This is a genomic window from Streptomyces sp. NPDC031064 (assembly GCF_055570965.1).
Genome location: NZ_JBVIGF010000005.1, coordinates 393,989 through 417,474, shown reverse-complemented (window position 1 = coordinate 417,474; position 23,486 = coordinate 393,989). Strand labels below are relative to the sequence as shown.

24 protein-coding genes are annotated in these 23,486 nt (G+C 72.1%); 7 read left to right on the top strand and 17 right to left on the bottom strand.

All coding sequences use genetic code 11. From position 1 onward, the window contains the following. The first annotated feature begins 6 nt into the window (after positions 1 to 6). Together ACZ46W_RS20740 and ACZ46W_RS20735 are read left to right on the top strand one after the other, a co-directional pair. On the top strand, positions 7 to 1,356 hold the full coding sequence (locus ACZ46W_RS20740; protein ID WP_468339500.1) for a serine hydrolase domain-containing protein: 1,350 nt from the start codon (positions 7 to 9) through the stop codon (positions 1,354 to 1,356). A gap of 175 nt (positions 1,357 to 1,531) precedes the next feature. After that, a complete protein-coding gene (locus ACZ46W_RS20735; RefSeq protein ID WP_468339498.1) occupies positions 1,532 to 2,074 on the top strand; it encodes a hypothetical protein in 543 nt (180 codons plus the stop codon). A 69-nt stretch (positions 2,075 to 2,143) separates the two neighbouring features. Here the strand turns inward: ACZ46W_RS20735 and ACZ46W_RS20730 are convergent, their stop codons facing one another. From ACZ46W_RS20730 to ACZ46W_RS20715, 4 genes are all read right to left on the bottom strand, one after another. Continuing rightward, entirely contained in the window at positions 2,144 to 3,277 is a 1,134-nt protein-coding gene (locus tag ACZ46W_RS20730) for a transglycosylase family protein (RefSeq protein ID WP_468339496.1), read from the bottom strand. Positions 3,278 to 3,396: 119 nt separating this feature from the next. Then, on the bottom strand, positions 3,397 to 4,719 hold the full coding sequence (locus ACZ46W_RS20725; protein WP_468339494.1) for a C40 family peptidase: 1,323 nt from the start codon (positions 4,717 to 4,719) through the stop codon (positions 3,397 to 3,399). Positions 4,720 to 5,111: 392 nt separating this feature from the next. Beyond that, the gene (locus ACZ46W_RS20720; protein WP_468339492.1) at positions 5,112 to 5,276 is read right to left on the bottom strand and encodes a hypothetical protein; all 165 of its coding nucleotides are present in this window, start codon (positions 5,274 to 5,276) and stop codon (positions 5,112 to 5,114) included. A 172-nt stretch (positions 5,277 to 5,448) separates the two neighbouring features. Continuing rightward, the gene (locus ACZ46W_RS20715) at positions 5,449 to 5,817 is read right to left on the bottom strand and encodes a hypothetical protein (protein ID WP_468339490.1); all 369 of its coding nucleotides are present in this window, start codon (positions 5,815 to 5,817) and stop codon (positions 5,449 to 5,451) included. A gap of 168 nt (positions 5,818 to 5,985) precedes the next feature. On the opposite strand from ACZ46W_RS20715, the gene ACZ46W_RS20710 reads away from it, so the two are divergent. Beyond that, the gene (locus ACZ46W_RS20710; protein ID WP_468339488.1) at positions 5,986 to 6,981 is read left to right on the top strand and encodes a helix-turn-helix domain-containing protein; all 996 of its coding nucleotides are present in this window, start codon (positions 5,986 to 5,988) and stop codon (positions 6,979 to 6,981) included. A gap of 96 nt (positions 6,982 to 7,077) precedes the next feature. On the opposite strand, the gene ACZ46W_RS20705 is transcribed toward ACZ46W_RS20710, so the two are convergent. Further along, positions 7,078 to 8,622, bottom strand: coding sequence for a N,N-dimethylformamidase beta subunit family domain-containing protein (locus tag ACZ46W_RS20705; RefSeq protein WP_468339486.1), 1,545 nt, complete (start codon positions 8,620 to 8,622; stop codon positions 7,078 to 7,080). A gap of 165 nt (positions 8,623 to 8,787) precedes the next feature. Beyond that, positions 8,788 to 9,474, bottom strand: a complete 687-nt coding sequence (locus tag ACZ46W_RS20700) for a GDSL-type esterase/lipase family protein (protein WP_468339484.1) — start codon at positions 9,472 to 9,474, stop codon at positions 8,788 to 8,790. Between the two features lie 59 nt (positions 9,475 to 9,533). Here ACZ46W_RS20700 and ACZ46W_RS20695 point away from each other — a divergent pair, with 59 nt between their 5' ends. Continuing rightward, entirely contained in the window at positions 9,534 to 10,529 is a 996-nt protein-coding gene (locus tag ACZ46W_RS20695) for a WD40 repeat domain-containing protein (RefSeq protein ID WP_468339482.1), read from the top strand. 29 nt (positions 10,530 to 10,558) lie between these two features. On the opposite strand, the gene ACZ46W_RS20690 is transcribed toward ACZ46W_RS20695, so the two are convergent. Beyond that, on the bottom strand, positions 10,559 to 11,455 hold the full coding sequence (locus ACZ46W_RS20690) for a LysR family transcriptional regulator (RefSeq protein WP_468339480.1): 897 nt from the start codon (positions 11,453 to 11,455) through the stop codon (positions 10,559 to 10,561). Positions 11,456 to 11,539: 84 nt separating this feature from the next. Here ACZ46W_RS20690 and ACZ46W_RS20685 point away from each other — a divergent pair, with 84 nt between their 5' ends. Further along, complete coding sequence (locus tag ACZ46W_RS20685) at positions 11,540 to 12,418, top strand: PhzF family phenazine biosynthesis isomerase (protein ID WP_468339478.1); 879 nt, start codon at positions 11,540 to 11,542, stop codon at positions 12,416 to 12,418. Positions 12,419 to 12,449: 31 nt separating this feature from the next. Here ACZ46W_RS20685 and ACZ46W_RS20680 read toward each other — a convergent pair whose 3' ends face one another. Both ACZ46W_RS20680 and ACZ46W_RS20675 read right to left on the bottom strand, forming a co-directional pair. Then, on the bottom strand, positions 12,450 to 13,409 hold the full coding sequence (locus ACZ46W_RS20680; RefSeq protein WP_468339476.1) for a TIGR04222 domain-containing membrane protein: 960 nt from the start codon (positions 13,407 to 13,409) through the stop codon (positions 12,450 to 12,452). 113 nt (positions 13,410 to 13,522) lie between these two features. After that, positions 13,523 to 14,317, bottom strand: coding sequence for a TetR/AcrR family transcriptional regulator (locus ACZ46W_RS20675; protein WP_468339474.1), 795 nt, complete (start codon positions 14,315 to 14,317; stop codon positions 13,523 to 13,525). A gap of 103 nt (positions 14,318 to 14,420) precedes the next feature. On the opposite strand from ACZ46W_RS20675, the gene ACZ46W_RS20670 reads away from it, so the two are divergent. Together ACZ46W_RS20670 and ACZ46W_RS20665 are read left to right on the top strand one after the other, a co-directional pair. Then, positions 14,421 to 15,368 carry an ATP-binding cassette domain-containing protein gene (locus tag ACZ46W_RS20670; RefSeq protein ID WP_468339472.1) on the top strand — a complete coding sequence of 316 codons (948 nt, stop codon included), beginning with the start codon at positions 14,421 to 14,423 and terminating at the stop codon, positions 15,366 to 15,368. Next, the gene (locus ACZ46W_RS20665) at positions 15,365 to 16,195 is read left to right on the top strand and encodes an ABC transporter permease (protein ID WP_468339470.1); all 831 of its coding nucleotides are present in this window, start codon (positions 15,365 to 15,367) and stop codon (positions 16,193 to 16,195) included. The genes ACZ46W_RS20670 and ACZ46W_RS20665 overlap by 4 nt, the downstream gene beginning before the upstream one ends. A 91-nt stretch (positions 16,196 to 16,286) precedes the next feature. Here ACZ46W_RS20665 and ACZ46W_RS20660 read toward each other — a convergent pair whose 3' ends face one another. The 8 genes from ACZ46W_RS20660 to ACZ46W_RS20625 form a co-directional block, all read right to left on the bottom strand. Further along, positions 16,287 to 16,946 carry a DUF4360 domain-containing protein gene (locus tag ACZ46W_RS20660; protein ID WP_468339468.1) on the bottom strand — a complete coding sequence of 220 codons (660 nt, stop codon included), beginning with the start codon at positions 16,944 to 16,946 and terminating at the stop codon, positions 16,287 to 16,289. 209 nt (positions 16,947 to 17,155) lie between these two features. Further along, complete coding sequence (gene serC / locus ACZ46W_RS20655; protein WP_468339466.1) at positions 17,156 to 18,274, bottom strand: phosphoserine transaminase; 1,119 nt, start codon at positions 18,272 to 18,274, stop codon at positions 17,156 to 17,158. A 69-nt stretch (positions 18,275 to 18,343) separates the two neighbouring features. Next, positions 18,344 to 19,570 carry a cytochrome P450 family protein gene (locus tag ACZ46W_RS20650; protein WP_468339464.1) on the bottom strand — a complete coding sequence of 409 codons (1,227 nt, stop codon included), beginning with the start codon at positions 19,568 to 19,570 and terminating at the stop codon, positions 18,344 to 18,346. Next, positions 19,567 to 20,784 carry a cytochrome P450 gene (locus tag ACZ46W_RS20645; protein WP_468339462.1) on the bottom strand — a complete coding sequence of 406 codons (1,218 nt, stop codon included), beginning with the start codon at positions 20,782 to 20,784 and terminating at the stop codon, positions 19,567 to 19,569. Before ACZ46W_RS20645 ends, ACZ46W_RS20650 begins: the two co-directional genes overlap by 4 nt. Next, on the bottom strand, positions 20,781 to 21,380 hold the full coding sequence (locus tag ACZ46W_RS20640) for a GTP-binding protein (RefSeq protein WP_468339460.1): 600 nt from the start codon (positions 21,378 to 21,380) through the stop codon (positions 20,781 to 20,783). The genes ACZ46W_RS20645 and ACZ46W_RS20640 overlap by 4 nt, the downstream gene beginning before the upstream one ends. Next, a complete protein-coding gene (locus ACZ46W_RS20635; RefSeq protein ID WP_468339458.1) occupies positions 21,361 to 21,729 on the bottom strand; it encodes a DUF742 domain-containing protein in 369 nt (122 codons plus the stop codon). Before ACZ46W_RS20635 ends, ACZ46W_RS20640 begins: the two co-directional genes overlap by 20 nt. After that, a complete protein-coding gene (locus tag ACZ46W_RS20630; protein ID WP_468339456.1) occupies positions 21,726 to 22,139 on the bottom strand; it encodes a roadblock/LC7 domain-containing protein in 414 nt (137 codons plus the stop codon). Before ACZ46W_RS20630 ends, ACZ46W_RS20635 begins: the two co-directional genes overlap by 4 nt. After that, positions 22,136 to 23,479 carry a sensor histidine kinase gene (locus ACZ46W_RS20625; RefSeq protein ID WP_468339454.1) on the bottom strand — a complete coding sequence of 448 codons (1,344 nt, stop codon included), beginning with the start codon at positions 23,477 to 23,479 and terminating at the stop codon, positions 22,136 to 22,138. Before ACZ46W_RS20625 ends, ACZ46W_RS20630 begins: the two co-directional genes overlap by 4 nt. Between the last annotated feature and the right edge of the window lie 7 nt (positions 23,480 to 23,486).

Sequence of the window (23,486 nt, the reverse complement as noted above, 5' to 3'; positions counted from 1 at the left end):
AGGCCCATGGACCCCACCACTCGCCGTGCACCCTCCCCGCTCCGCCACACCCGCCGCCGCGCCGCGCTCGTGTCGAGCGCCGCCCTGCTCGCCCTGGCCGCCGGTACGCTTCCGGCCCACGCCGCGCCCACGGCCACCACGGCCACCACGGCCGTCACGGCCGTCACCGCGTCCAGCCCGGACCACGGCCAGCGTCTCGACCGCAAGGCTCTGCGGGCCTCGCTCGAAGCGATCCACCAGGCCGGCATGTACGGCACGTTCTCCGCCGTACGGGACGGCTCGTCGACGTGGCGGGGCGCCGCCGGGACCGCCGACCTCGCCACCCAGCGCCCGGTACGCGCCCACTACGAGCACCGGGTCGGCTCCATCACCAAGACCTTCACCGCCGTCGCGATCCTCCAACAGGTGGCCAAGGGCCGCATCGACCTCGACGCGCCCATCGCCCGCTACCTGCCCGAGCTGATACCCGACGAGCGCGGACAGGCCATCACGGTCCGCATGCTCCTCAACCACACCAGTGGCCTCGGCGATCACATACTGGGCGCGTTCCCCGGCCTCCTTGAGGACCCGGGCAAGGCCCTCGACGCCCGCCAGTTCCACCGCTTCGACCCCGAGGAGCTGGTACGCCTCGGACTCGCCGCCCCGTCACCGGCACCACGCGGCACGCACGCGTACTCCAACACCAACTACGTGATCGCCGGGCTGCTGCTGCGCAAGGTCACGGGCCAGGAGCCCGCGCGGTACATCACCCACAACGTCATCCGCAAGGCCGGGCTGCGCCACACCTACTTCCCGCGCACCCCGTTCCTGACCGGCCCGCACGCCAAGATGTACGAGTCGTGGCTCGGCCTGATCGAGCCCGCCCGCGACTACAGCGTCTACGACATGTCCTGGTGCGGCCCGGCCGGGTCGCTGGTGTCGACCATGGACGACCTCAACTCCTTCTACCGCCAGCTCCTCGGCGGCAAGCTCCTCGGCCCCGCCGAACTGGCCGCCATGAAGACCACGGTGCCCGCGCACGAGCCGCCGCCCGGCGGTGAGGTGACGTTCCGCTACGGGCTCGGCCTCTACACGCTGAAGATGCCCGACGGCCGCTGGTACTGGGGCCACGACGGCGGCGTCTTCGGTGCCGGTACCTGGGCGCTGTCCACCGAGGACGGCCGCCGGCAGGCCGCGCTCGGCTGGAACCTCATGAAGTACCAGCGCCTCGACGACCAGGGACAGGTGAAGCCCCACCCCATCGACGCGGCGATGCTGCGGTACATGACCGTCGCCCTCGGCGGCACCCCGGCCGATGCCGGGGCCACGACCCCGGCACCCCTCGCCGCGACGGCAGCCGACGGCCTGCGGCGCTGACACCTCCGCGTGGGACCTCCGGACCCACCGTGAAGTCGAAGGTTCAACTAGTTTCCGGACAGGGACGGTCAAGTGCCCTGCTGGTGACGGCTTTTACACTTCGCGGAGCTAAATTGATCTTGCGTAGTCACGCCACCCTCCACAGCCGGAATCGTCCGCCTACGAAAGGCACCGCATGCGCAAGCTCAAGCGTTCCGCCTCCACCGCCGTCGTCGTCGCCGCGCTCGCCGGCACGGCCGCCCTCGCGACCGCCACCCCGGCCTCCGCCGCCGACTACCGGTGCACCACCAGCACCAAGTCCGTGGACGACGCGTCGTACGACGGTCCCTGGGCGGACAACTGGGACTTCAAGGTCAGCCTGTGCGCCAAGCGCTCCGGCTCGACCGTCTACACGTACGCGAAGATCAGTTGGGACGGCCCGGCGTACGGCCAGGTCGACGACAGCACGATATTCGACGGCGCCTACTTCAAGCTCCAGGTCAAGAAGTCGCAGTCCGGCACCGACCCGGTGAAGAAGTCCGCCAACTACTGGGGCATCGAGTCGCGCCTGGAGAACAGCGACTCCAACGCCAACTACAACAACTCGTACACCACGCCCGTCCTCAGCTACAACATCGGCTCCGCCCGTGGCCTGGCCGACGGTGAGCTGTTCCTGGACTGGAACAACGACGGCAAGGGCTTCGGGAAGCACCTGTTCAGCGCCTCCCCGACGGTCTGATCCCATGCGCCGAAAGGGCCCGCCACCTCGGGGGAGGATGGCGGGCCCTTCCAATGGACCGGGTGACCGTCAGATCAGGTGCTGCATCGTGGACCAGCCGTGGCCGATGGTGCGGCCGGCGTCGACGCTGTTGCTGTTGCTGGTGTAGAGGACCAGGTCGCCGCTGTCGCGGTTGGTGGCGACGACGTCGGCACGGCCGTCGTTGTCCAGGTCGGACAGGGTGAGCTGGCTCATCAGGTGGAAGCTGGTGCCGATCTGGATGGCGCCGTTCAGGCTGCTGCCGGTGCTGGTGTAGAGGTTGAGGATGCCGTTGTCCTCGCGGTTGGCGACGACGTCCGCCTTGCCGTCGCCGTTGAAGTCACCGACGGCCAGGTTGGTCATGGCGCCCCAGCCCGAGCCGATCTGCTTGGTGAAGGCGACGCCGGTGCCGGTGCCGGTGTAGAGGTTGAGGGTGGCGTCGGCCTTGTTGACGGTGACGATGTCGGCCTTGCCGTCACCGGTGAAGTCACCGGCGGCCATCTGCTCGACGCCGGTCCAGCCGTGACCGATCTCGGTGGGCGAGTTGAAGCCGCCCGTGCCACGGCCGGTGTAGAGGAAGAGGTCGCCGGTGGAGCCGTTGGTGGCGACGATGTCGCCGTTGCCGTCACCGTTGAAGTCGGCCGCCGCGACCTTGTCCATGGCGCCCCAGCCGGGGCCGACGACGCTGCTCGCGAGAGAGCCCGAGCCGTTGTTGCGGTAGAGGTTGAGCTGGCCGGAGCCGTCCACGCCCAGCAGGTCGTCGATGTTGTCACCGGTGAAGTCGTGCGTGCGCTTCTTCACTTCCTCCACCGGGTACGGCTCGGCGTCGTCGGCACCCAGGCCGGCGCGCGGGCCGCAGGTCGGCCAGGCGTTCTCACCCTGCCTGGCGAGAACCTTCTCGGCGATGAGGATCTGCTCCTGCTTCGTCGCCTGGTGGGCGTAGGTGGCGTAGACCTGGCCGCCGAAGCCCTTCCAGGTGTCGTACGAGAACTGGAGCCCGCCGTAGAAGCCGTTCCCGGTGTTGATGGACCAGTTTCCGCCCGACTCGCATTCGGCGACCTTGTCCCAGGTGGCTACGGAGGCCGCTTCGGCGGTGGTGGCCGTGGCGGCGACGGCGGCGAGCGGGGCGGCGACGGTGACGGCGAGGACGGTGGCGATGTGGCGGAGGCGCGACTGAGCGGACACGGGTGATCAACCTCTGAGTGGGTGAGGGAAGCGGGGAAGTGAAGGGGAGGGGAGGCGGGGCCCGGCCGGTGGGCGGCGGGGCCCCGGGCGCTGCGCTGCGGCGCGGGGGCGGTCGACCGTCAGATCAGGTCGCGGACGCTGCCCCAGCCGTGGCCGATGGTGCGGCCGGCGTCGACGCTGTTGCTGTTGCTGGTGTAGAGGACCAGGTCGCCGCTGTCGCGGTTGGTGGCGACGACGTCGGCACGGCCGTCGGTGTCGAGGTCGGCGAGCGTCAGCTTGTCCATCAGGTGGAAGCTGGTGCCGATCTGGATGGCGCCGTTCAGGCTGCTGCCGGTGCTGGTGTAGAGGTTGAGGATGCCGTTGTCCTCGCGGTTGGCGACGACGTCCGCCTTGTCGTCCCCGTTGAAGTCGCCCACGGCCAGGTTGGTCATGGCGCCCCAGCCCGAGCCGATCTGCTTGGTGAAGGCGACGCCGGTGCCGGTGCCGGTGTAGAGGTTGAGGGTGGCGTCGGCCTTGTTGACGGTGACGATGTCGGCCTTGCCGTCGCCGGTGAAGTCGCCGGCGGCCATCTGCTCGACGCCGGTCCAGCCGTGACCGATCTCGGTGGGCGAGTTGAAGCCGCCCGTGCCACGGCCGGTGTAGAGGAAGAGGTCGCCGGTGGAGCCGTTGGTGGCGACGATGTCGCCGTTGCCGTCACCGTTGAAGTCGGCGGAGGCGACCTTGTCCATGGCGGCCCAGCCGGGGCCGACGACGCTGCTCGCGAGTGAGCCGGAGCCGTTGTTGCGGTAGAGGTGGAGCTGGCCGGCGGTGTCGATGCCCAGCAGGTCGTCGATGTTGTCACCCGTGTAGTCGTGGGTGGCCTTCATGGTGGAGTCGACGATGTTCTTGTAGCGCAGCGCGAAGTAACCGGACGCGGCGTGACCGGAGATGGCGCCGTCGCTGCCGCCGTCGAGCCAGTCGTAGCCGCGTGCCATGTCGTTGGTGGGGTTGGACTGGTGGATGTACTGGAACTTGCCGCTCGCCTTGTCGAGCCACTTCTCGAAGAGGATGACGTGGCCGGAGTGGGTGTCGAGGGCGTCACCCGGCTTGAGGTCGCTCTTGGCGATCACGGCCGTGACGTCGCGGTCGTCCAGGGAGTACGTCGTCAGGCTGGAACCCAGGTGCCAGGCCATCGATATGAAGCCCGAGCAGTCCGGCCGGTACTTCACGTCGTTGGTCGGGCCGTAGACCCAGTTCGCCATGTCCGTGCTCTGGCTGTACTGGACGTTCCGGTCCAGCCAGTTCTGGGCACGCTGGAGCACCTCGGAGCGGGAGATTTCGCCGTTGACGGAAGAGGCGGCGTGGCTGGTACCGGTGCCGATGATGCCGAGGCCGAGCACGGAGGCGGCGACCAGCGTGGCGGAGGCGAGCTTGCGGGCGGTGACGGTGCGGCGAGCGGACATGGTGGATCTCCTCAGGGTGCGTGAAGGCGTGGGTGAGTGATCGGGCTCTCGGGCCCGGAAGTCGGTTGGGGTGCACCGGGCGGACGGGGCGGGCGGCGGCTGCTGGTGGCGTGGCCGGGCATGCCGGGGCTCGGTGCGGTGAGGCGCGGTGATGTGCGCGGTGCGGTGCGGCCGGGCGCATGGTGAGGCGCGGTGCGGCGGGGCGCGGTGACGTGCGTGGTGAGGCGCGGTGAGAGGTGTTACGTCCGCGGGGATGGGCGCGGTCGCGTGCGTGGTGACGTGTGCCGGGCGGTGGGGCCGTGGTCGGCCGCGCTGAGGGCCCGGGCGACCGACCCCCGTGTCACCGGCCGAGTCGGCGGAGCCGGCCGGTCAGGCTGGGGTCGGTCGGGGCGTCAGCCCCAGATGAGGTCGCCCTGCATGACCGCACCCGACGGGGCGGCGGTGACCGAGGTGGTGGTGGAGTCGGCGGGGGCGGAGAGGGCGGCGGGCACCAGGAGGGCGGTACCGGCGACGAGAGCGGCGACCGCGGCGGCCTGGGAGAAGAGGTTGCGGATCATGGCACTGGCCTTTCGGACGAAGGTGACTGACGTGGTGTGAGACCGGAGCGGTCGGCATCCCGCGGTGATGCCTTCGTGCTCTGCTCTCGTTGCTGCTCGGTTCTGCGTTTCCGCCGGTGTTCCTCGGCGGTGACACCAGATTGCCCCGGTGGCGGGAGGGGTGGAAGAGAGATCAACTGGACCGATCGGGCCACGGACGGTTCGGGCCAGCGGCCGGTCCCGCAAGGCCTGTATCGGCCAGGCCGAACGACGCCTCCAGCAGCGGGGCCTCGGCGCGTACGAGCTGCCAGCCCCGCAGCAGGGGCGAGGTGTGCAGGGCGCGAGCACAGGCGCGTGCGGCGAGTTCCTCAGCCTCCAGGAGGCCGTCGGCCAGGACGAAGACGCCCAGGACCGGATAGGGCCGCGCGTGGGCGTGTAGGGAGACGTGCTCGATGTGCTCGTCGGGGTGCGCGAGGCGGCGGACCAAGTCGCCGGTCTCGGCCGGGAGTTCGGGCGGTACGCCGGGGACGGCGGGCTTGAGGGGGGCGTGAATGAGATACATGCGTCCAGCGTTGCCGGAAGGGGCGTCTGGAGCGCCAGTAAACGGACGGGCCCGTTCCGTCCTTGGCCGTTTCGGGCCCGCCCCCAGCCCGCTCTTCTTGCCGTGCCGCAAATGATCTATTGTGACGCCTGAAGTACGAGGCTGGAACTCACTGGGGGGTGGGACGGCATGCTTTCCATGCTCGGATTGGATTCCACGTCGGAAGCGGTCTATAGGGCCATGCTCGCGTATCCGAAAAGCGGTGTGCGCGCGCTGTCAGAACAACTCGGTATTCCTGAAAGTTCGATTCGAGGGGCGCTCGACACCCTCAGTGAGCTGGCGCTTGTGCGTCCGTCCGTCGAAGTTGCAGGAACCATGCGCGCAGTTTCCCCGGAAGTGGGAATGGAACTGCTGATGGCTCGAAGACAGGCGGAACTGGTTGCCGAACAGCAGCGAATGGAAGAGGCCCGCGCCGCTGCCGTACAACTGATCGCGGAATACGCGGATTTGCGTCCGGCGGCCGACTCCGCCGGGGTGGAACAGCTCATCGGACTCGATCAGATTCGTGACCGGCTCACCCGCCTCGGCCGGGAGCTGACGACTGAGGTCATGACCTTCTCGCCGGGCGGCGGACAGTTGCCCGAGAACATCGAGGCGGCCCGCCCGCTCAACCGCGAGCTGCTGGAGAAGGGCGTCCGGATGCGTACGGTCTACCTCGACAGCGTGCGCAACCACCAGCCGACCGTCGACTACGTCAACTGGCTGGCGGAGCTGGGCGGTGAGGTCCGCACCGCCCCGACGCTGCCCACCCGCCTGATCATCGCGGACCGCCGCCTCGCGGTGATCCCGGTCAGCAGCAACGACACCGCCGGCGGGGCGGTCGTCCTCACCGGGCAGGGCATGCTGACCGCGCTGTGCGCCCTGTTCGAGAGCGTGTGGGAGTCGGCCAGGCCCCTGGGCGCGGCGCCCGTGCGGAGGTCCGGGCACGGGCTGACGGACCAGGAGGAGACCGTCGTACGGTTCCTGGCGCAGGGGCACACCGACGAGGCGATCGCCAAGCGGATCGGGGTGTCCACCCGTACCGCCCGGCGCATCGCCACGGATCTGATGGCCCGGCTGGAGGCCCGCAGCCGCTTCGAGGCGGGCGTGAAGGCCGTCCAGTCCGGCTGGCTGCCGGCGGCCTGAGCCGCTCCGGCCGTCCGTCGCCGCCGGTTGGCCCGCTCCGGCCGGCCGTCCGCCGCCGGTTGGCCCGATCCGCCGGTGGCCCGATGCGTCGGCCCCTTACGCCCGGGGCTTCAGCATCCGGTCCAGGAGGTTCTTCGTCGCCCGCTGGACGCGGGGTTCCGCGTGGGCGGGGTCGCCCAGGGCGAGGCTCCAGTGGAAGGTGCCGGCGACGAAGACGAGGGTGCCGTCGGGGTGTTCGGTCAGGGCCGTGTTCTGGACGCGGCGGCCCCGGCCGCCTCCCTTGCCCCAGGTGTCGCCGTACGGGGACTCCGACAGGAGGGTGCGGGTGGCGCCTTCGGGGCTGGGCATCTTCGGGTCGTGGCCGTCGGCCTCCACGCCCACCAGGCCGGCGATCGCCTCGCCGTCGCGCAGGCCGGTGCCGGCCCAGAACCAGTGGCCCGGTTCGCGGACGACGAGGGGCGCGGGCTCGGCGAGGATGCCGTTGTACTGGACGCCGAGCAGGCCCTGTTCGGCCCCGCCGTGCTTCTCGTCGCGCTCGCCGCGAAGGTCGCGCCAGCGCTTGGTGGGGCCGTTCTCGTCGGGTTCCGGGTCGTGGTCCTGCTTGTAGCAGACGACCGCGCGGCAGGGGATGCCGTGGGCGTCCTCGGCGAGGCGGACGTGGAAGTAGATGTTGTTGGCGGCGAGGAAGGCGACGTGGGTGCCCACGGCGACGGCACGCTCCACGACGTCCCGCATGGGCTTCGACCAGTACTCGTCGTGGCCGGGGAAGACCATGGCCGTGTACTGGGCCGGGTCGACGCGGCCCTCGTGCAGGTCGGTGCTGGTGGCGTAGGTGGCGTCGTACCCGTGCCGCTCGATCCACCGGGTGAAGGCGAGGTCCAGTTCCGCCCAGCGGGGCAGGCCGTGGTCGGAGTAGGGCCGGTCGAAGGAGACGCGGAAGGCGCGGTGCTTGTTGTCGCCGACGACGCCGGGGCGGGCGTACCCCTTGTAGAGGTTCTTGCCGGTGCGGCCGTCCAGCGGCCACTGGTTGTACGCCTGGTACGTGGCGAACGGCAGGACGACCAGCACGTCCGAGGCGCGCGCGGGCTCGCGCACCACGAACGGGGTGCAGCTTCGGTGGCCGTCCTCGGCGGTGAACACGGCGACGTAGGCGCCGGAGGTCCAGTCGTCCGGCACGGTCAGGGTCCAGGAGGCGGGCCAGTCGCAGACGATGGCGCCGGTCGTGGGGTCGGGCTTCGGGGTGGGGCGCGGGGCGCCGGGGAGCTCGGGGCTGGTGACCATGGAGCGGCCGCCGGTGCCGCCGTAGTGGCCGATCCGGTGGACGGTGACGGTGAAGGGCTGGGCCTCGCGGAGGGAGACGTGGAAGGCGATCCGCTCGCCCCGGCCGACGGAGGTGGCGGAGGCGTACCCCTGGATCTGGCCGAGCCGGTCCTTGTTGGTGTGCTTGCCGTCCGTGGGGATGTGCCAGCCCTTGGAGCCGGGGAGGGAGTTCTCGGCGGTGACGGGGTTGTGGCCGCTGGCGGCCTTCTTGCGCACGGGAGGGGTGGTGTCCGCACACCCGGTGAGGCCGGCGACGCCTGCTGCTCCGAGGCCGAGCACCCCGAGGGCGGTACGACGGGATATGGGGGATATCGGCGACATCGGGGGCAGGACCTCCGGGGGCGGGGCGGCGCTTGCTTACGCCGCTCGCTCGGAGATGGGGGGCTGCCTGAGACGTCGAAGCCGTGCGTACGCACATTCGTGTGGGGGAAGGACGAATGAACGTTAAATGTGTGTTTTCTGTGAATCAAGCGGGTGTGGTGAAGATCATGAGGCAGGCGTGTAGGGCCCGCCCAGGCCCCACGCCTGGTGCATCGCGGTCGCGAAGGCGGCGGCGAGCTTGTGCTCGCCCGACGGACCGGGGTGGGTGCCGTCGTAGGTGTCGGTGTGGATGTCGTACGCCTCCGGCGGCGACGCCAGGAGGAGCGGCGAGCCCGGCTCGTCGAGGTCGGCGACGGTCTTGGCGAGCAGCTCGTTGAAGCGGGCGCACTCGGCGGCGAACGGAGGCTCGTCCTCGGCGCGCACGTTGGGGATCACCGGCAGGACGACCGCCCGTACGCGGGGGTTGGCGGCGCGGGCCGCGCCGATGAAGGCGCGTACGTTCTCGGAGGTCTGGGCGCTGTTGGTGTAGAAGCCCAGGTCTATCAGCCCCAGGGCGACCAGCAGCACGTCCGCCTCCGCCGCCGCGACCGCCTCGCCGATCAGCGGTGCCATGTGCAGCCAGCCCTCTCCCCAGCCGGACAGGTGCCTGCGGGCGGCGGCGGGGAAGGCCGGGTCGGCGTAGGCGTGCGAGACGGCGGCGTCGGCGGTCGCCTCGTACAGCTCGGTGCGCGGGCCGACGATCGCGTAGGGACCGTCGAAGGTCGCGTCGAGGTGCTGCCACATGCGGTAGCGCCAGGTGTAGTCGCCGGCGCGTCCGATGGTTTGGCTGTCGCCGACGAACATGAAACGCATGGGGGTCATCATCGCCGACCCCGTCCCGTAAGTGCGATGTGACCATGGACACTGGGATCATGCGTTCGTTGCGTACGACCCTGGTGGCGGCCCTCGCCGTGGTGCTGGCGGCCGCCGGCCCGGCCGTGGCGGAGGGTGAGGACGGTGGGTTCACCATCAAGGACCCCCGGATCACCGAGTCCAGCGGCCTGGCCGCCAGCCGCGCGCACCCGGGCGTCCACTGGACGCACAACGATCAGGACGGGCCACGGGTGTTCGCCGTGGACGGGCGGACCGGCGAGACCGTCGCCACGATCACCCTCCGGGGCGTCGGCACGCCCCGCGACATGGAGGCGATCTCCGTCGGGGCGGACGGCGCGGTGTACGTCGGCGACATCGGGGACAACCTCGACGGCTCCTGGGACCACGTCTGGATCTACCGCTTCCCGGAGCCGGAGCAGTTGCGCGACCAGACCATCGACGCCACCCAGTACACGGTGCGGTACGCCGACGGGGCCCGCAACGCCGAGGCGTTGATGGTGCACCCGAAGACGGGGCGGGTCTACATCGCGTCGAAGAACGAGGACGGGGGCGGCCTGTACGAAGGCCCGGCCAGGCTGAGCGCCGACGGTCCGAACGTCTTCCGGCGGATCGGCGAGGTGCCGTGGGTCACCGACGGGGCCTTCTCACCGGACGGGAAGGAACTGGTGCTGCGCGGCTACTTCAGCGCGCGGGCGTACGCGTGGAAGGACGGCCGGCCCGGCGCGGAGAAGCGGCTGAGCGCGCCGTTCCAGCGGCAGTCGGAGTCGGTGACGTACACGGTGGACGGCTCGGCGCTGCTGTTCGGGTCGGAGGGCGCGAAGAGCACGGTGGTGCGCGTGCCGGTGGAGAAGGAGGACGGGGAACCGCCGACCGCGCCTTCGCCCACCGGCGGTTCGCCCACCGGCGGTTCGCCCGGGACGGGCGCGGGTACGGGCGACGGCGGCGACGGGAACGCCACGCTCGGCGCCCTGGTCCTGGCGGGTGTCGCCGCCGTCGTACTGGCGTGGCGGCGTCTGTGGCGGCCCAGGGGCTGAGCACGCCGGGGAGGCCGGCGAAGCCGCTCTCACCCGGAGAGGTGCCGTACCACTTCCCGCGTGAACACCTGCGAGGCCGGGGCGACCCACCGCCTGCTGTGCCGGGCCAGCAGGACGGGTACGTCGGCGAAGCCCGGTCCGGGGACCCGTGCCAGCCGGCCCTGGCGCAGGTGCTCCTGAACCGTCGTGAGCGGGAGCAGGGCCAGGCCCAGTCCGGCGGCCACACAGCCACGCGCCGCGTCCACGCTCCCGAACCGGGTCAGCCTCGGCCGGGCCCCGGCCACGGCGAGCAGCCTCCGCTCCAGGGCGTCGCTGTAGCAGCAGCCCTCTTCCAGCAGGAAGAACTCCTCCGCCGCCAGCTCCTCCCAGGAGACGGCACGCGCAGGCGTACGCGCCGCGAGCGGGTGCCCGGGGGCGCAGACGAGGGCGAGCGGTTCGCGGGCGACCGGCTCGGCGGTCACATCGGGGAAGTCGGCGTCCTCCTCCAGCAGCAGGGCCACATCGAGGCGTCCCGACCGCAGACCCTCCACGCACTCCGCCGTGCCCGCGGCGTGGAGCTGGACGTCGATCTCCGGGTGGCGGGCGCGCAAGGCGGCCATGACGCCCGGGAGCCGGGTGGAGCACAGCGACTCGGGGGTGCCCACGACCACCCGCCCCCTCACGGCCCCCTCACCGTCGTCGCCGCCCGCCCGCAGGCGTGCCACGGCGTCCAGGACGTTCTCGGCCTCCACCAGCAGCCGCCGCCCGGAGTCGGTGAGCAGCGCGCCGGTGGGGAGCCGGTCGAAGAGCCGGGTGTCGAGCTCCCGTTCCAGGGTGCGGATGTGCACGGTGACCGTGGATTGCGCCACGTGCAGCTCCGCGGCGGCGGCGGTGAAGCTGCCGGTCCGGGCGAGGGTCGTGAAGGTGCGCAGAAGCCGGGTGTCCACGGGTCCAGGCTATGCGATTGGCGCATCGACCCGATGAAAACTGATCGTTGGACGCGATGGGACGGCGCGCGCCAGCATAGGGCCATGACCACCACCGAAGCCCGCACCCCGCTGACCGAGCCCCTCCGTTACTCCGCCTTCACCGACGTCCCGGAGGGCGGGAACCCCGCCGGCGTCGTCCTCGACGCCTCCGGGCTGGACGACGCGGCGATGCTCGCGATCGCCGCCGACCTCGGCTACTCCGAGACCGCGTTCGTGACGCGCGCGGACGAGGCGGCGCGACGGTTCCGGGTCCGCTACTTCAGCCCGCTCGCCGAAGTGGCGTTCTGCGGACACGCCACCATCGCCCTGACCGTCGCGCTCGCCGAGCGGCTGGGCGTCGGCGACATCCTCCTCGACACCCCCGTGGGCGAGATCCCCGTGGCCACCGGTCGCGACGGCTCGGGCGCGGTGGTGGCCACGCTGACCAGCGTCCCCACCCGCAGCCGGCCCGCCACGGGCCCGGAGCTGGACGCGACCCTGCGCTCCCTGGGGTGGTCCGGCGCCGACCTCGACCCCGCCCTGCCCGCGCACGTGGCCTTCGGCGGTAACGACCACCTGGTCCTGGCCGCCGCCTCGCGGGCGCGCCTGGCCGACCTGGACTACGACTTCGACGCCCTGGCCGCGGTGATGCGGGAGCACGGGTGGACGACCGTGAACCTGGTGTGGCGCCAGTCGCCGGAGCGGTTCCACGCCCGTAACCCCTTCCCCGTCGGCGGTGTCGTGGAGGACCCGGCGACGGGAGCGGCGGCCGCGGCGCTCGGCGGCTATCTCCGCACGCTCGGCCTGGTCACCCGGCCCACCACGATCGCGATCCGCCAGGGAGAGGACATGGGCCGACCCAGCGACCTGCTGATCGACGTGTCCCCGGAGGACGACCGCACGCGCGTCACGGGACGGGCCGTACCGATCGTCCAGGGATGAGGCGTCCGCCCGCCCGCGCCCGGCGAACGCCTCACGGCCCCCCGCCGCCGCAGCCTCCGCCCCCACCGCAGGCGGACCCGCCTCCGCCCGCGCCGCCGCAGCCCGCCGGGCCCGCGCAGGAGGTGCCGCCCCAGTCGGCGGTGGTGCCGCACCAGTAGGCGGCTCCGAAGCCCGGCGAGCCGGTGCCGGAGCCGAAGGGGCTCTGCCGGGCGGCCCAGGTCTCGGGGGTGACCAGTGCCGTGAACTCCGGTTCCCGCGTGGCGGCCAGACCGCCCAGGGCCACGGCGCCGACGGTGGTGGCCGCCAGTGTGGTCAGGGTGTCGGGCGAGCGGGACGACGGCGGGCGTTCCCGCTCGGCCCGCAAGGTGTCGAGCTTGCACCGGACCTCGTCCGGCACGCGCGCGTGCACCGGTTTCAGCAGCCACGCCGGTACGGCTCCGATCGCGGACAGCAGCACCCCGGCCCACCAGCGGTGCGGCGAGCCGAGGGCGACCTCGCCCACCGTGAGGGCCAGCGGCAGGACCGCCGTGATCCGCAGCAGGCGCCGGGCGCGGTACTGGCGGCGCAGCAGGGACGGGCTGACCAGGACGGACTCGGTCTTCAGGCGGTCGCCGACCGACTGCACGGCGCGGGTCGAGGCCGCCTGGGCCACCAGCTTCCCGAGGCGCTCGGTGCGGTGGATGCCCGCGGCCTCGATGAGCGCCTTCTCGACGGCGTCCGCCGCACCGGACGCGTCCACGCCGTCGTGGAAGGTGACGGTGCCGTCCTCCGTGACGGACAGCCGGCCCTGCTGCTTCATCCGGTACACCGCGATCGTCACCACGCGCCGTGGCCCGCCCGCCAGGAAGGCCAGCTCGTGAGCGGTCAGGTCCTCGCGGACCTCCACCGCGCGTTTCGTCTCCCGCCGTATCCCCGCCGCCACGAGCAGGCGGTGGGCGAGCGCGGCGGCCACCACCGCCAGTGCCGCGAGATAGAGCACACCAGGCCCCATGGCCGTATCCCCCGTCGTACCCCCGTGGTCCCCGTCGGCTGTGTTGTCCCCGCGGAGGGAGATCGGCAAGCGTGCCCGCCGCACAGGGGAGGAGGCGGGGGTGCGCGGGGCGGTCAGCTCTCCGAGGCGGGTGCTGGGGCGTCGGGGAAGGCCACCAGGCTTTCGAAGCCCGCGAGCAGCGCGCGCAGTCCGAACTCGAAGTGGTCGAAGTCGGCGGAGAAGGCGTCCGGCGACAGCGCGGCCAGCAGGGGGTATTCGCCGGTGCGCATGGCCCGGTCGAGGAAGGGCTCCTGGCGCTTCCAGAACTCCTCGTCGCTGACGCCGGTCTCCTTGGCGGCCTCGACCGTCTCGGCCTCCATGCGGGCGATTCCGGTGACGAAGCTCTGGACGGCGATGATCACCGAGATGGTCTCGGGGTCCGTCAGGCCCATGCTCTTCAGCCCCATCAGGGCGAGTTCGAGTCCGCGCAGGGCGCTGGGGCCGAGGACCGTGCGGGTCTGGTTGACCTTCAGCAGCCAGGGGTGGCGGCGGCAGAGGGCGAGTTCGGCGCGGGCCAGGGCGTCGACGGCGGCGCGCCAGTCGCACGGCTCGGGCGGCTGGGGGTCGAGCATCGCGCCCCGCACCCGGTCGAGCATGAGGTCGAGCAGCTCCGCCTTGCCGGGGACGTACCGGTACAGCGACATCGTGCCGGTGCCCAATTCGGCGGAGAGCCGCCGCATCGAGACCGCGTCCAGCCCTTCGGCGTCGGCGACTTCGACGGCGGCGGTGACGATCCGGTCGAGGGTCAGGCCGCGCCTGGGCCCCCGGGTGGGGGGTTCGCCGGTGCCCCAGAGCAGTTCCAGGCTGCGGTTGAGGTCGCCGCTGCCGCTCGTCGCCGTCGTCCGGCCGGGCGTCCTGTCGCTGGTCATGGCGTCAGCGTAAATCACCGCACCAAAACTGAGTACGGTGTACGCTCGCTTGGGTACGGTGTACTCAGTTTTCGGGTACGTGGTTTCGCGAACGGGAGGGCGCATGGACGACTGGGCGGTACGGGCCGAGGGCCTGGAGAAGAGGTACGGGGACAAACGGGCGCTGGACGGGTTCGACCTCGCGGTGCGCGGCGGCACCGTCCACGGCCTGCTCGGCCCCAACGGGGCGGGCAAGACCACGGCCGTCCGCGTACTGGCCACGCTGCGCCGCTTCGACGGCGGCCGCGCGGAGGTCGCCGGGGTGGACGTGGCGCGCGACCCCCGCCGCGTCCGCGCCCTGATCGGGCTCACCGGCCAGTACGCGGCCGTGGACGAGATCCTGACCGGCCGGCAGAACCTGGAGATGTTCGGCCGGCTGTTCCACCTCGGCGGGCGCCGGGCCCGCTCGCGCGCGGACGAGCTGCTGGAGCGGTTCGGGCTGACCGAGGCCGCCGACAAGGGCGTCGAGGGCTACAGCGGCGGTATGCGGCGCCGCCTGGACCTGGCCGCCTCGATGATCCTCGCGCCCCGCGTGCTGTTCCTGGACGAGCCGACGACCGGGCTCGACCCGCGCGGCCGCGGCGAGGTCTGGGACGCGGTACGGGCGCTGGTCGCGGGCGGCACCACCGTCCTGCTGACCACCCAGTACCTGGAGGAGGCCGACAAGCTGGCCGCGCGCGTCACCGTCATCGACCGGGGCCGCGCCATCGCCGACGACACCCCCGAGGCGCTGAAGAACCGCGTCGGCGGCGACCGCATCGAGGTGGTGGCCGCCGACGCGGCCGACCTGCCGCGCGTGGCCAAGACCGTCGCCCGCGTCTGCCTGGGCGAGCCCCACCTCGACGAGGCCGAACGGCGCGTCCACGCGCCCGTGGCCGACCGGGTCACGGCGCTGACCGAGGTGGCCCGGAACCTCCAGGACGAGGGCGTACCGGTCGAGGACATCGGGCTGCGCAGGCCGAGCCTCGACGACGTGTTCCTGCGCCTGACGGGACAGGGGGTCGCGGCATGAGTGCCACCGTGGAACCGATCGCCGGGCGCGGACGGGCCCATTGGGCCCTCGCCGACTGCTGGAACGTCGTGCGGCGCCACCTGACGCTGTATCAGCGCAAGCCCGTCTACATCGCCTGGCAGCTCGGCTTCCCGATCCTGTCGGTCCTGCTGTACGGGTACGTCTTCGGCGGCGCGATGAAGCCGCCGGGCGGTGGCGGGGCGGCCGACTACCGGGACTTCCTGATGCCCGGCATGTTCGTGATGACGATGGCCTTCGGGTTCATCAACACCGCGACGGCCGTGGTGACCGACGCCAACAAGGGCGTCATCGACCGGTTCCGCTCCATGCCCATGGCGCCCTCCGCCGTGGTCACCGGACGCGGTGTCACCGACGCGATCGTGGCCTGCGCGGAGCTGGCCATCCTGGCGGCGACGGCGTTCGCGATGGGCTGGCGCTCGGACGGCGGGTTCGCCGCGACCGTGGCCGCCTTCGCGCTGCTGCTCCTGCTGCGCTACTGCCTGACGTGGGTGGGCATCTGGCTGGGGCTGCTGGTGCCGAACCCGGAGGCGGCCGGCGGGCTGTTCGCGGTCGCCTTCCCGCTCACCATGATCTCCAGCATCTTCGTGCAGCCCGGGACGATGCCGGGCTGGCTGGGCACGATCGCCGCGTGGAACCCGATCTCCTCCACGGCGGTGGCCACGCGTGAGCTGTTCGGCAATCCCGGCGCGGGCGGCGGGAGCTGGGTCGAGCAGCACGCCGTGGCGATGGCGGTGGTGTGGCCGCTGGTGATCACGGCGGTGTTCCTGCCGCTCGCGGTCCGGCGCTTCCAGCGGCTCTCGAAGTGAGGCGGGGGGTGGGCCCGCGGAGGGGGCGCGGGCCCACCCGGTCACCGGGAAGGGCGTACGACGGGCCCTGCTTCGGGCCCTGGCTCAGGCCTTACTTCGGGCACTCCTTCCAGGCCAGCCGGTAGACCGTCTTGATGTCGCCGTCCGTGGAGTCCATGGCGATGAAGCTGTTGGTCTTCGTCGGGTCCGAGGTGCCCGCGCTGACCCGCAGCTCGGTGTTGATGTTGAAGTTCCGCTTCACCCCGCACGGCGCCCACACGAGCTGACCCCAGTCGGTCTCGTCGGTCGCCTGCCAGTTGTTGTCGTAGGGGCCCTTGTACGGGTGGCTCTTCTGCGCCGTGTCGGGCGAGCCCTGGAAGTAGTACGACGCCTTCTGCACGGCGGTGGCGCCGGGTTCCAGCTTGGCGTACCCCCGGTAGTCGGCGCTGGCGACGGCGTAGGTGAAGCCGCCCGGGACGTGGACGATCAGGTTGAGCTGGCAGTTCTTGCGGAAGTCGGTCGGCTTCGCGCCCACGCCCACCTGGGCGAGGTAGTCGCTGTACGTCACGGTGAAGGCGGTGTTGTCCGGGGCCACGGCGACGGCGGCCGTGCCCTGGGGACAGCCCGATCCGTTGACGGTCGCGATCTCGATCACGATCTTGTCGGGCGGGGCGACGATGCCCGCCGAGGCGGGGCTGGGCGCGAGGACGGTCGACGCCAGGGCCGTCGCGACGGTCGCGCCGGCGAGCAGGGTCCGGGGTCTTCTGGACATGGGGCTCCGATCGGTGGCCGGGTGGAGGTGGGGGGTCCAACCGTGGATGTCGTGCACATGTCAACCACTCCGGGGGTCGTGCTCCCGGAGTGCTTCGGATGGTAGGGACCGGTGGAGGGCGTGGATAGGGCGGTAATCGGCCGCGTGCGGAAGGCATACGGAGGGGCCCCGACCAAGCCAGGTCGGGGCCCCTCACCGCGTACCGCTGCTTACAGCTTCTCGATCACGTAGTCGACGCACGCCGTCAGCGCCTCGACGTCCGCCGGGTCGATCGCCGGGAACATCGCGATCCGGAGCTGGTTGCGGCCCAGCTTGCGGTACGGCTCGGTGTCCACGATGCCGTTGGCGCGCAGCACCTTGGCGACCGCCGCCGCGTCGATCTCGTCCGAGAAGTCGATCGTGCCGATGACCTGCGAGCGCTTCGACGGGTCGGCGACGAACGGCGACGCGTACTTGGACTCCTCCGCCCAGCCGTACAGCGTGCGCGCCGAGGTCGCGGTGCGGCGCACCGACCAGTCCAGACCGCCCTGGCCGTTGATCCACTTGAGCTGCTCGTTGAGCAGGAAGAGGGTCGCGAGGGCCGGGGTGTTGTACGTCTGGTTCTTCAGCGAGTTGTCGATCGCAGTCGGCAGCGAGAAGAACTCGGGCACGTGGCGGCCCGAGGCGTGGACCCGCTGCGCGCGCTCCAGCGCGGCCGGGGAGAACACGCCGATCCACAGGCCGCCGTCGGAGGCGAACGACTTCTGCGGGGCGAAGTAGTAGACGTCCGACTCGGTGATGTCGACCGGCAGGCCGCCCGCGCCGGAGGTCGCGTCCACGAGGACCAGCGCGCCCTCGTCGGCGCCCTGAACGCGCTTGATCGGCGCGGCGACACCGGTGGAGGTCTCGTTGTGCGTGAGCGCGTACACGTCCACGCCCGCCTCGGCGCGCGGCTCGGGGTGCGTGCCCGGGTCGGCGGAGACGACGGTCGGCTCGGCCAGCCACGGGGCGAGCTTGGCGGCCTTGGCGAACTTGGAGGAGAACTCGCCGAAGGACAGGTGCTGCGACTTGTTCTCGATCAGCCCGTGGGTCGCGATGTCCCAGAAGGCGGTGGAGCCGCCGTTGCCGAGGATCACCTCGTATCCCTCGGGGAGGGAGAACAGCTCGCGTACGCCCGCGCGGACCTCGCCGACCAGGTTCTTGACCGGGGCCTGGCGGTGGGACGTACCGAGGAGTGAGGTGCCGGTGGCGGCCAGGGCGTCCAGCGCCTCCGTACGCACCTTGGAGGGGCCCGCGCCGAAACGGCCGTCGGCGGGCTTGATGTCAGCGGGAATCCGGATCTCAGCCACGGTCGGAGCCTAGCCGCTCAAGGACGCGGCCGATGACCGTGTCCGTCCGATGAGACACGAAATGGCAAGTCACCACGCACGCGGGCCCAGTTTGACCGGGAGCTCGAAGAGGTCGTTCTGGGTGACGACCGGCTTGTTGCGCAGCTCCGACGCGGGCACCGCCAGATCGAGCTCCGGGAAGCGCCCGTACAGGGCCGGCAGGGCGACCCCGGCCTCCAGCCGGGACAGCGCGGCGCCCGGGCAGACGTGCGGGCCGTGGCCGAAGGAGATGTGCCGGTTGGGCGAGCGGGTGATGTCGAAGGCGCCGGCGCCCGGGCCGTGCTGCTTCTCGTCGCGGCCGATCGCCCCGTACGACACGATCAGCGCGTCCCCCGCCGGCAGGGTCCGGTCGCCGACCCGGACGTCCTCGGTCGCGAACCGGATCAGGACGTGCGAGGTGGGGGTGGAGTGACGGAGGGTCTCCTCGACCACCGCGTCCCAGCCCGCCTCGCCGGAGCGGACGAGGGCGAGCTGCCCGGGGTGGGCGGAGAGGTTCACCACGGCGTTGACGATCAGCGAGATGGTCGTCTCGTGGCCCGCCGCCACCATGAGCTGGAGGGTGGAGACGATCTCCTCGTCCGTCAGGTGGTCGCCGTCCTCCGAGGCGGCGATCAGCGCGCTCGTCAGGTCGTCGCCGGGCTCCGCCCGCCGCGCGGACACCACCTTCGCCATCATCCCGGCCAGCTCGCCGAGGGTCGCCACGACCTCCTCGGGCGGCGTCTGGGTGGAGAAGAACCTGTCGAACAGCACCTTCAGGCGCGGGTGGTCCGCCGGGTCGATGCCCATCAGGTCGCTGATCACGTACATGGGGAGCGGGTAGGCGAAGGCGGCCTTGAGGTCCACGGTCTCGTCCGGGCCGTGCGCGGCGAGGCCCTCCAGCAGGCCGTCGGTCAGCTCGGTGATCCGCGCCCGCATCCGCTCCACCCGGCGCGGGGTGAGCGCCTGGGCGACCAGCGCCCGCAGCCGGCGGTGGTCCTCACCGTCCACGGTCAGCATGGACCGGCCGGGGTTGGCCAGGCCGATCAGCGGCCAGTCCGGCGGTATCTCGCCGCGCCGCCAGGCGCCCCACACGTCGATGTCCTTCACCAGCCGCTTGTCGGTGAGCAGCTCGCGCGCCTCCGCGTGGTGCGTGACCGCCCACACCGGCACCCCGCCCGGCAGGACGACCCGGGCCAGCGGCCCGGCCGCGCGCAGTGCCGCGCTCTCGCCGTCGAGGTCGGTGACGAACGGGTCGAGGTGGATCGGCTCTGTGGTCACGGGGTGCCTCCCAGGGCGGGGGTCGGGGTGAACGTCACGGGCAGGTCGGTCAGGCCGCGCAGCCACGGCGACGGGCGCCGGGTGAGGGAGCCGGCCGGGACGGCCAGGTCCAGGTCGGGCAGCCGGTCCAGCAGCACCTCGATCCCGGTGCGGGCGATGACCTCGGCGATCTCCTGGGCGGGGAACGGGCAGCGGTGCTCGCCGTGGCCGAAGGAGAAGTGGGCGCTGTTGCCGCCGGTGAGGGCCGCGTTGTCGATGTGGACCTGCGGGTCGGCGTTGGCGGCGGCCAGGCCCAGCAGCAGCAGGTCGCCGGCCTTGATGTGCCGCCCGCCCAGGTGCGTGTCGCGCGAGGCCCACCGGCCGGCCACGTTCTGGGTCGGGGTGTCGGCCCACAGCACCTCGTTCATCGCCTCGGCGACGGAGTGGCGGCCGCCGGACAGGGACGCGGCGAACCGGTCGTCGGTCAGCATCAGGCGCAGCGAGTTGCCGATCCAGTCGGCCGTCGGCTGGTGCCCGGCCGCCATCATCACCATCAGGTCCTGGGCGATCTCCTCGACGGTGAACCCGGCCGGGTCGGCCAGCATGCGCGAGGCCACGTCGTCGCCCGGCTCGGCCCGCTTGGCGGCGAGCAGGCCGGACACCGCCCCGGCCAGGTGCTGCTGGCCCGCCAGGGCCCGCTCCCGGCCGTCGATCATGTCGTTGAGCGCGGTGACCAGCCCGGGGCCCTGCTCGTCGGGCACGCCGTAGATCTTCACCAGCACGCGGACCGGCAGCAGCATGGCGTACTGGGCGACCAGCTCCGCCTCGCCCGCGCCGCAGAACGCGTCGATGAGCCCGTCCGCGTACCCCTCGGCGTACCGGCGCAGGGTGAAGGGGTCGACGGACTCCAGCGCGTCGCCGATCATCGCGGCGCGCTCGCGGTGCCGCTCGCCGACCGTGTAGAGGATGGACGGCTGCTTGCGGCCGATCATGGGCAGGAGCGGCCAGTCGCCGGGGATGCGGTCCCACTGGTTCCACAGCTCCGAGTCACGGCTGAAGAGCACCGGGTCGCTGGTGACCTGGTGCAGTTCCCGGTAGTCGAGCACCAGCCAGGCCGGGACTTCCCCGTCGAGCACGACCGGGGCGACGGCTCCGTGCTCGCGCCTCATCTCCCGGTACAGCTCGGCGGGTTCGGCCTGGAACCGGGGCCCGGACAGGGGCACGGGGGCGGTCATGTTCTGGTCTCCCGTTGGGCGTGCATGCGTTGGAGGTGGGTGACGAGGGTGATCAGCACGTACTTGCTGGACGAGCGGTCGCGGGCGTCGCACTCCACCAGCGGTACGTCGTCGGCCAGGTCGAGCGCCTCGCGGATCTCCCGCTCGGTGTGGGCCGGGCCGCCGAAGTCGTTGCAGGCGACGATGAACGGCATGCCGTGGTGCTCCAGGCGGTCGATCGCGTACCAGGAGTCGGCGAGGCGGCGGGTGTCGACGAGGACGACCGCGCCGAGGGTGCCGGAGAAGAGGCGGTCCCACAGGAACCAGAAGCGTTCCTGGCCCGGGGCGCCGAAGAGGTACAGGACGTTGTGCGCGTCGAGTGTGATGCGGCCGAAGTCGAAGGCGACGGTGGTGGACGTCTTGGTGTGGACCTGGGCGACGTCGTCGACGGCCTCGCCCGCGCTGGTCATCGTCTCCTCGGTGTTGAGGGGACGGATCTCGCTGACGGAGCGCACGAGGGTGGTCTTGCCGACACCGAAACCGCCGACGATCACGATCTTGAGACCGTTGTCGGCGGTGCTGGTGAGCGGTGTCCGTTCAGAGGTTGCGGAGTCCAACGAGCACCTGCTCCAGGATGTCGGGGTCGGGAAGGCGGTACGTGGAGCCCTGGCCGGCCGTGCGGGGGTGGCGGGCGCTGATCCGGCCCGTGCCGAGCAGGTCGGTCAGCAGGATGCGCACGATGCCGATGGGCAGGGCCAGTTCGGCCGCCACCTCGACGACGGCCGTGGGGCGCCGGCACGTCCGCAGGATCGCGGCGTGCTCGGACTGCATGCCGGGCACCGGCTCCGACTCCGCCACCACGAGGGTGACGAGGTCGAACGGGGCGTCCGGCGCGGACCGGGTACGGCCACCGGTGATGGTGTACAGCCGGTCCGGGGACTCGTCCCGGTGGCTGCCGGGGCTCACGGTGTGCGGGGCTCGGCGTGCAGGTGCTCGCCGAGCTGCTCGACGAGCTCGCTCATGTTGTGCCCGACGAGGCCGACGTCGGAGTCCTCGGCGGCGACCACCGCGAGGTGGGCGCCCTGCCCGGCCTCGACGATCAGCAGGATGCCGCCGTAGAACTCCGCCATCGCGGACCGTACGCCGCCGGTCCCGTCGCCGAACTCGACGGACGCGCCGTGCGACAGGCTCTGGATGCCCGCCGCTATGGCGGCCAGTTGGTCGGCCTGGTCGACGGAGAGCTCCGGCGTACGGCACAGCTTGAGGCCGTCCCGGGACAGCACGAGCGCGTGGCGTGCGCCGGGCGTGCGCCGGAGCAGGCTCTCCAGGAGCCAGGTGAGCTTGTCGTCGGTGGTGGTGCCGGTGCCGGTGGTCATCGGGGGGTGCCTTCCGTGGTGGTGCGTACCGCTTGGCGGAAGCTGCTGAATCGGGCCGCCGACCGGGTCCGGGAGGCGGTGTCGGAGCTTTCGGCGGGGGTGGTGGGAGTGCCTTCGGGGTGGGCGGCCGCGAGGGTCTGGCCCCGGCGGCGCTTGGGGAGCCGGGTGGGGGCGGGGTCCCCGGCGCTGGTGAACGGCGAGGCGGGACGCTCCCGGTGGCGGTCCTGGTGGCGCTCCTGGTGGCGCTCCTGGGTGGTGCGGGGTGCGGGTGCGGGTGGAGCCTCGGGGAGCGGGCGGACCTCGGCGCGCGGGCGGGTGATCAGCTCGTGCGGGATCATCATCAGCGCGCCGGTGCCGCCCCGGGCCGAGGGGCGGAACGACACGGTCAGCCCGTGCTTGCGGGCCAGGCGGCCGACGACGGCGAGGCCGAGGCGGGTGCCGGACAGGCCGGTCAGGTCGGTGCCCTCGGCGGTGACGGCCCGCTCGGCGCGGCGCAGTTGGACGTCGCTCATGACCAGGCCGCTGTCCTCCACGGTGACGACGAGCCCGGCCGGGACCTCCTCGACGTACACGTGGACCTCGGCGGTGGGCGGCGAGAAGTTCGCGGCGTTGTCGAGGAGTTCGGCGAGCGCGTGCATGACGCCTTCGGCGGCGTGGCCGGCGATCGCGGCGTCGCTGGTGGTGTGGAGCCGTACGCGCTGGTAGCCGCCGATGCGGCTCATCGCGCCGCGCAGGATGGACTCCATCACGATCGGCTTCGCCCAGCGGCGGCCGGAGCGGGCGCCGGTGAGGACGGCGATGGAGTCGGCGAGGCGGCCGGCCTGGGCGGTGCGGTGGTCGAGGTGGAGGAGGTCGGTGAGGACGTCCTCGTCGGTGTGCCGGTGCTCCATCTCGCGGAGGTCGGCGAGCATGCTGGTGGCCAGGGCCTGCATGCGCCCGGCGGCGTTGGCGCAGGCGGCCACGGCGGCGGCGCGGCCGGTCTCGCTGCGGGCGGCTTCGGCGCGGGCACGTTCCGCTTCGGCACGGGCCTGGGTGACCGCGCGTTCCGCTTCGGCGCGGGCCTGGGTGACCGCGCGTTCCGCTTCGGCACGGGCCTCGGCGGCGGCGCGTTCCGCTTCCGTTCTGGCGCCGGCCGTGCGGCGGGCCGTGCCGAGGGCGTACGCGGCGGTGGTGATCGCGGCGGTCAGCAGCACGGCGGCCGTGGCCGAGCCCCACGCCAGCGGAGCCCGTACGGAGCCGGGCGCGGCGGCCACCGCCCCCGCGCACAGGAGGCCGGTGACGGCCGCCGAGATCAGCAGGGTCGGCGCGACCGGCCTGAGTGACCGGAGGGAGGGGCGCAAATCGTCA